Source organism: Kitasatospora sp. NPDC127035 (assembly GCF_042726075.1).
Classification (GTDB): Bacteria; Actinomycetota; Actinomycetes; order Streptomycetales; family Streptomycetaceae; genus Kitasatospora.
Genome location: NZ_JBHXDN010000040.1, coordinates 83,155 through 89,679 on the forward strand (window position 1 = coordinate 83,155; position 6,525 = coordinate 89,679).

Sequence of the window (6,525 nt, forward strand, 5' to 3'; positions counted from 1 at the left end):
GCCGACAGGAGACTTTGCTTTGAAAGCAAAGCTATGGGGAGGGGTGGAGGATGTCAACGGAACAGGTGTCCGACGCCTCGTCCGCGCACGGGCTCAGCACCGACGAGGCGATCCGCGCGATGCTGCTCCTCATGCCGCGCGTGGCGGCGCGGCTCAAGCGCACGCCCGTGCCCGACCGGCTCCAGTCGATGAACCTGGCGCCCCGTCACCTGTCGATGCTGTCCTACCTGCTCTTCGACGGGCCGATGCCGGTGAACCAGCTCGCGGCGCGCCTGGAGGTCGCCCCCACCACGGTGAGCCTGATGGTCAGCGACCTCACCCGGCAGGGAGTCGTCGAACGGCTGGCCGATCCGGCCGACCGCCGTCGCACCATCGTCAGCATCACCGAGGAGCCCGCCACCCGCGAGGCCATCGAGCGCTGGCTGGCCAACGGGGCCGACGCCTGGCGCAGGGCGTTCGAGCCGCTCGCCCCCGGGGACCGGGCGCTGTTCGTCCGCACCATCGAGGCCTACGAGAACGGCGCCTCCCGCCCCCGCCCGTAGGTCCGGCACCGGCGGCCGAGTCCCGCTGGAGCGTTCTTCGAGCCCCGCACGCTCTGCTGGTCGCCGGGGCGGCACACCGCCGCCCACGGACCGCAGGGAGGCGGCATGCCGAGGAAAGTACTGGTCACCGGGGCCACCGGGACGGTCGGGAGCCATCTGGTGCGCCGTCTGCTGAAGGACGGCGCGGAGGTCCGTGCCCTCGTCCGGGATCCGGAGCGGGCCGCGGCCCTGCTGCCGGCCGGGGTGCACCTCGCCCCGGGGGACCTCACCGACCCGGCGGCGGTCCGCGCCGCGCTCGTCGGGGTCGAGCGGGCCTTCGTCCTGCTGGCCGACGACGCCGGCGCCGCGGTCGCCGAGGCGCTGCGCGACGTGCCCGGAGGCGGTCCGGAGCACCTCGTCCTGCTCTCCGCGGCGGCTCCCGCCGCGCAGGCTGCCGAGGCGCAGGAGGACCCGACACAGGACGCCCCGGTGCCGGACAACCCGGTGCCGGACAACCCGCTGTTCCGCAAGCACCGGCAGGGCGAGGCCGCGCTCGCGGTCACCGGCCGGCCGGTCACCGTGCTGCGGCCGGGCCCGTTCGCCTCGCTCACGCGGCAGTGGATCCCCGCCGTGCGCGGCGCGGGGGTGATCGGCGCCGTCCACCCGGACCTCGCGCTTCCGGTGGTCGACCCGCGGGACATCGCGGACGTCGCCGCCGCCGTCCTCGCGGGCCCCGCCCCCGCCCCCGGACCGCTGGTCCTCTCCGGCCCGCAGGCCCTGGACACCCACGAACGGGTGCGGATCCTCGCGGAGGTGACCGGCCGTCCGCTGACCGTCCGCCGGCTGAGCGCCGAGGCCTGGGTGCGACTGGCCGGCGACCGGCTGCCCGAGGCCTACGCCCGCGCGCTGCTCGGCGTCGAGGAGTACCTGCGCCGGGTGCCGCCGCCGCTGACGGGCACCGTCCAGGAGTACACGGGCCGCCCGGCCCGGCCGTTCCGCGCCTGGGTCGAGGACCACGCGGCCGAGTTCCTCCAGACCGTCTCCAGGACGGGTTGAGCCCGCCCGGCGAGGGTGGCCGGGACCTTCCACGAACCGTTCCTACCGAGGAGGAAGCTGGTGGAGACCACCACCCCCGTGGCGAATCCGGCCCGTACCGGGCTCTACGCCGAGGTGCAACTGTTCTACGCCCGCCAGATGCAGCACCTGGACGCGGTGCGGGCCGAGCCGTTCGCAGCGACCTTCGCGGCGGACGGCGTGTTCGACCACTCGCCGGACGCGCCCGCCGTCCGCGGCCGGGCGGCGATCGCCGCCGAGGTGCGCTCGTACAACGATCGCCGGTTCGCCCAGGACCCGGTCCGGCGCCGGCACTGGTTCAACATGCTCGACGTCCGCGAGCAGCCCGACGGCAGCGTGCACACCGAGTTCTACGCCCTCGTCGTGACGACCCGGCCCGGGCAGTTCCAGCCGGTCATCGCGCCGAGCTGTGTCGTCCGCGACGTCCTGGTCCGTGAGGACGGTGAACTGCGCACCCTGGAACGGCGGGTGACCCAGGACCACGCCTCGTTCTGATCCGGGCACCCGGGCAGGGCCCACGGGCGGGGCGCACGGGCAGGGCTCCCGGCCGTCACGGCCGGGAGCCCCGTGGTCACTCGGCCCGCCCGCCCCCGGGGCGTCGCCCCGGGCCGGTGCCGACGGTCGGCGCTTCCGCCCGCCTCCCGTTCGGCACCGGCGTGCGGCGCGCGGCCTCAGCCCTCGCGTGCCCGGGCCGCCGCCGCGATGACCGCGTTCTGCCCGCGGTCGCGCCGGGCGGCCAGCTCCTCGTACGGCACCGCCCCGAACGACGCGTCGGCCTGCGCCAGGATGGTGTCGACGGTCTCCCGGTCCACCGGCGGCGAGCCGAGCAGCGACCAACTGCGCTCCAGGCCGCTGCCCAGGTGCTCCAGCCAGTGCCGCAGGCCGCCGGGCCCGCCGCCCAGGTGGAAGGCGTGGAACGGGCCCACCACGGCCCACCGGGAGCCGATCGAGGCGGTCACGACCTCGTCCAGCTCGTCCACCGTCACCACGCCCTCGCGCACCAGGTGGATGCTCTCCCGCAGCAGGGCCGACTGCAGCCGGTTCGCCACGAAGCCCGGCACCGCGCGCCGCAGCACGACCGGTGTCTTGCCCAGCCACCGGTAGAACTCCACCGCGGCCCCGACGGTCGAGGGATCGGCGTCGCGGCCGGCCACCACCTCGACCAGCGGCACGATGTGCGGGGGGTTGAACGGGTGGCCGACCAGGACCCGGCCGGGGGTGTCGAGCCCGGCGCCCAGGTCGTCCGGCAGCAGGGTCGAGGTGGAGGAGAGCAGCAGGGCGTCCGGTGCTGCCGCCGCCGCGACCTCGGCGAACAGCCGCTGCTTGAGCGGGAGGTCCTCCGGGGCGTTCTCCTGCACCACGTCGACGCCTGCCACCGCGCCGGCGAGGTCGGGGGCGAAGACCAGCCGGGCCGCCAGCTCGTCGGGGTCGGCCGGTCCGTCGGGCAGGGAGGCCGCGTACAGCGGCAGCGCCGCCGTGACGTGGGCGCGGGCGTCGGCGCGGGTGCTGCTGATCCGCACCTCCAGCCCGCGTGCGGCGAACAGGGCGATCCAGCCCAGCGCGATCGTGCCGGTGCCGATCACCGCCGCGCTGCGGTAGGTCGTCGGACGTGCGGTCACCGCGCCACCTCCAGGGCGAATTCGGGCAGTTCCGGGTGGGCCGGCTCGGGGGAGCCGCCGAGGACCAGCTGGTGCAGCCGCTGCACCCGGCGGGAGGGCTCGACCCCCAGTTCGCCGACCAGCGCGCCGCGCAGCCGCTGGTACGTCTCCAGGGCCCGCCAGGTGTGGCCGGAGCGGTAGTAGGCGACCATCAGCTGGGCGGAGAAGTTCTCGTGCAACGGGTGACGGGCCGTCAGCATCCGCAGTTCGCCGAGGATCTCGGCGTGCCGTCCGAGCCTCAGGTCCGCCTCCACGCGCAGTTCCATCGCCCGGGTGCGGGCCTCGTCCATGCCCAGGACCTCGGTCTCCAGCACGGGCCCGACCGGGACGTCGGCCAGCGCCGGGCCGCGCCAGAGCCGCAGCGCCCGGCCGAGCGCGTCGGCGGCCCGGTGGGCGTCCCCGGCGTCGAGGGCCGCGCTGCCCTCGGCGGTCAGCCGGTGGAAGGTCCGTAGGTCGGAGTCGTGCACGGCGCCGGTCAGCTGGTAGCCGCCGAGCCGGGTGGCGAGCACCTCCTTGGCCGTCTGCGGCGTGCCGGCCGGCAGCGCGGCCGCGATCCGCCGGCGGAGCTGGAGGACGTAGGTCTGTAACGTCGTCTGGGCGCTCCTCGGTATTCGGGCCCCCCAGGCCTCCTCCATCAGTGTGGGGACCTGGACCAGCCGGCCCGCCCGAAGTGCGAGCAGTGCGAGCAATTGTCGCGGCTTTCCGGCACTCGGCACGATGAAGTTTCCGTCGATTCGTATTTCCAGCGGCCCCAGAACACTGATGTCCATACGTGCGCCTCCATGGAAATCTCGGTTTCCTCGAGTGTGGCACGAGGAACTGAGGGAGCCCTAGTGATGATCTCACGGGCGGTCTGTGAATTTCTCATACCGGGACCGTGCACGCACCGTCAGATCATGCCCGATTCCCGGGCAATCCGGACGGCGTCGACCCGGTTGCGGGCGTCCAGCTTCTGGACGACCGCGGTCAGGTAGTTGCGGACCGTTCCCACCGACAGGTGGAGCTGGCGCGCGATCTGCCGGACGTCGTCGCCCTCGGCGGCCAGTCGCAGCACCTCGACCTCGCGCGGGGTGAGCAGCCCGTCCACCGGAGTGGAGAAGCTCAGTGCGAGCTGCGGATCGACCACCCGCTCGCCGGTCATCGTCCGGCGGACCGCGGCGAACAGCTCGCTCGGCGGTGCGTCCTTCAGGAGCAGCCCCGTGCCCGGCAGTGCGAGCGCCCGCCGCAACACGGTCGGATGGCTCAGGCTGGTGAGCAGCAGCACCCGGCAGTCGGGTACGTACGACCGCAGCTGCGCGGCGGCGGTGAGGCCGTCCTGCCCCGGCAGGTTGATGTCCAGGATCGCCAGGTCGGGCCGGACCTCCAGCGCGGCCGGCACCACGGCGTCGCCGCTGCCGACCTCGGCGACCACCTTGACGTCAGGTTCGAGTTCGAGCAGCGCCACCAGTGCGCCGCGTACCATCCGTACATCTTCGGCGATGAGCAGCCGGATCACCGAGTCCCCCTTTCCCCGTTCGCAGCCGTCCCTCGGTGTGACGGTGCGTCAGGTGAATTGTAGGGCCGCCCAGCGAGCCTCAAGGGCTTTTCCAGCGTCGATTGTGAGGATCGCCTCGCCCGCATCGTGGACGCGAAATGGAGAACCGAAGTGGTGAACGCGAGGAAACGCCCAATACGCGTCGCCGGCACGGGGCACAGCGGAATACAGGGGGTCGGTGGCTACCGGCCCCGCCGCCGCGTCGACAATGCCGAGCTCTGCCGGAGCATCGACTCCACCCCCGAGTGGATCGAGACCCGCAGCGGAATTCGCCGGCGCGGATTCGCGGGCCCCGACGAGACGCTGCCGGTGATGGCCGTCGCGGCCGCCCGGCAGGCCCTCGACCGGGCCGGGGCGCGCCCCGCCGATCTCGACCTCGTCCTGGTGGCGAGCATGTCCAACCTGGTCCAGACCCCGGCGCTGGCCGCCGTGGTGGCCCACCGGCTGGGCGCCGGCGGCGCCGCCGCGTTCGACCTGTCGGCGGCCTGCGCAGGCTTCTGCCACGCCCTCGCGGTGGCCTCCGACACGGTGCGGACCGGCGGCGCCCGGCGGGTGCTGGTGATCGGGGCGGAGCGGATGACCGACATCGTCGAGCCGACCGACCGCACGAGCGCCCTGCTCTTCGCGGACGGCGCCGGCGCCGTCGTGGTCGGCGCGGCCCGTTACCCCGGCATCGGCCCGGTGGTCCGGCGCTCCGACGGCGCGTACGCCGACGCCCTGCGGATGACCGCGCCGTGGGCCGGTGACGAACGGCCCTGGATGCGGATGGACGGCCGCCGGGTGTTCCGCTGGGCGATGGAGGAGGTGGCGCCGGCCGCGCTGGCGGCCCTCGACGCGGCCGGCCAGTCGGTCGCGGACCTCGGCGCCTTCGTCCCGCACCAGGCCAACCTCCGGATGACCGAGTTGATGGTCGAGCGCCTCGGCCTGACCGCCGCGACCACCGTCGCCCGCGACGTCGTCGAGACCGGCAACACCTCCGCCGCCTCGATCCCGCTCGCGCTGGAGGCGCTGCTCGGCGAGGGCACGGCGGCGAGCGGGGACACTGCGCTGCTGGTCGGCTTCGGGGCCGGTCTCAACTACGCGGCGCAGACGGTGGTGCTGCCGTGACCGGCCGGACGGTGACCCGCGACGACCTCCGCGCCGCGATGGCCCGGACCGCCGCCGGCGTGGTGGTGGTGACGACCCGGGGGAGCGACGGCGCCCCGCAGGGCCTCACCGCGACCTCGTTCTGCTCGGTCTCGCTGGAACCGGCCCTGATCCTGGTCTGCGTGGCCGAGACGGCCGGTGCCTACAAGGCGCTCGCCGGCTGCGAGGAGTTCGCGGTGAGCGTGCTCCGCCGGGAGCAGTCCGCCGTGGCGACCCGGTTCGCCACCCGCGGGGCCGAGAAGTTCCGCGCGGCGGACACCGAGCCGACGCCCCGGGACCTGCCGGCCGTGGCCGACGCCCTCTGCCAGCTCGACTGCGCGGTGTACGACCGGCACCCCGCCGGCGACCACCTGATCCTGGTCGGCGAGGTCACCGCCGTCCGGCTCGCGGACGGCGGTGACCCGCTGGTCTACGCGGACCGGTCGTACCGGACGCTCAGTTCCTGAAGCGGGGTCACCGTCATGGCGGTCGCCGACTGGAGGGCCTCGATCGCCAGCACGGCGGCGCCCATGGCCTGCACGGTGGTCAGGCAGGGCACCGAGCGGGCGACGGCGGCGGTGCGGATCTCGTAGCCGTCGAGGCGGCCGCCGGT

The 6,525-nt window shown here is 74.4% G+C and carries 9 protein-coding genes; 5 read left to right on the top strand and 4 right to left on the bottom strand.

The window, feature by feature from the left end; all coding sequences use genetic code 11:
• Positions 1 to 50: 50 nt before the first annotated feature.
• The 3 genes from ACFWIC_RS25695 to ACFWIC_RS25705 all read left to right on the top strand — a co-directional run bounded on the left by ACFWIC_RS25695 (position 51) and on the right by ACFWIC_RS25705 (position 2,090).
• Complete coding sequence (locus tag ACFWIC_RS25695; RefSeq protein ID WP_380354368.1) at positions 51 to 542, top strand: MarR family winged helix-turn-helix transcriptional regulator; 492 nt, start codon at positions 51 to 53, stop codon at positions 540 to 542.
• Between the two features lie 105 nt (positions 543 to 647).
• Complete coding sequence (locus ACFWIC_RS25700; protein ID WP_380520107.1) at positions 648 to 1,577, top strand: NAD(P)H-binding protein; 930 nt, start codon at positions 648 to 650, stop codon at positions 1,575 to 1,577.
• A gap of 60 nt (positions 1,578 to 1,637) precedes the next feature.
• Positions 1,638 to 2,090 (top strand): nuclear transport factor 2 family protein, encoded by a 453-nt coding sequence (locus tag ACFWIC_RS25705; protein ID WP_329949474.1) that lies wholly within the window; start codon positions 1,638 to 1,640, stop codon positions 2,088 to 2,090.
• A 176-nt stretch (positions 2,091 to 2,266) separates the two neighbouring features.
• Here ACFWIC_RS25705 and ACFWIC_RS25710 read toward each other — a convergent pair whose 3' ends face one another.
• The 3 genes from ACFWIC_RS25710 to ACFWIC_RS25720 all read right to left on the bottom strand — a co-directional run bounded on the left by ACFWIC_RS25710 (position 2,267) and on the right by ACFWIC_RS25720 (position 4,748).
• Positions 2,267 to 3,214 carry a 3-hydroxyacyl-CoA dehydrogenase NAD-binding domain-containing protein gene (locus tag ACFWIC_RS25710; RefSeq protein ID WP_380520108.1) on the bottom strand — a complete coding sequence of 316 codons (948 nt, stop codon included), beginning with the start codon at positions 3,212 to 3,214 and terminating at the stop codon, positions 2,267 to 2,269.
• Entirely contained in the window at positions 3,211 to 4,023 is an 813-nt protein-coding gene (locus tag ACFWIC_RS25715; protein WP_355405468.1) for an AfsR/SARP family transcriptional regulator, read from the bottom strand. Before ACFWIC_RS25715 ends, ACFWIC_RS25710 begins: the two co-directional genes overlap by 4 nt.
• A gap of 119 nt (positions 4,024 to 4,142) precedes the next feature.
• Positions 4,143 to 4,748: a response regulator transcription factor gene (locus ACFWIC_RS25720; RefSeq protein WP_329949476.1), complete on the bottom strand. Its 606-nt coding sequence runs from the start codon at positions 4,746 to 4,748 to the stop codon at positions 4,143 to 4,145.
• A gap of 153 nt (positions 4,749 to 4,901) precedes the next feature.
• On the opposite strand from ACFWIC_RS25720, the gene ACFWIC_RS25725 reads away from it, so the two are divergent.
• Positions 4,902 to 5,894 (top strand): beta-ketoacyl-ACP synthase 3, encoded by a 993-nt coding sequence (locus ACFWIC_RS25725; RefSeq protein ID WP_380354359.1) that lies wholly within the window; start codon positions 4,902 to 4,904, stop codon positions 5,892 to 5,894.
• Positions 5,891 to 6,379 (top strand): flavin reductase family protein, encoded by a 489-nt coding sequence (locus ACFWIC_RS25730; RefSeq protein ID WP_329885112.1) that lies wholly within the window; start codon positions 5,891 to 5,893, stop codon positions 6,377 to 6,379. Before ACFWIC_RS25725 ends, ACFWIC_RS25730 begins: the two co-directional genes overlap by 4 nt.
• Here the strand turns inward: ACFWIC_RS25730 and ACFWIC_RS25735 are convergent.
• Positions 6,343 to 6,525 (bottom strand): hypothetical protein (locus tag ACFWIC_RS25735; protein ID WP_380520109.1); only part of this gene is annotated, 183 nt, incomplete at its 5' end. The two genes, ACFWIC_RS25730 and ACFWIC_RS25735, sit on opposite strands and share 37 nt — an antisense overlap.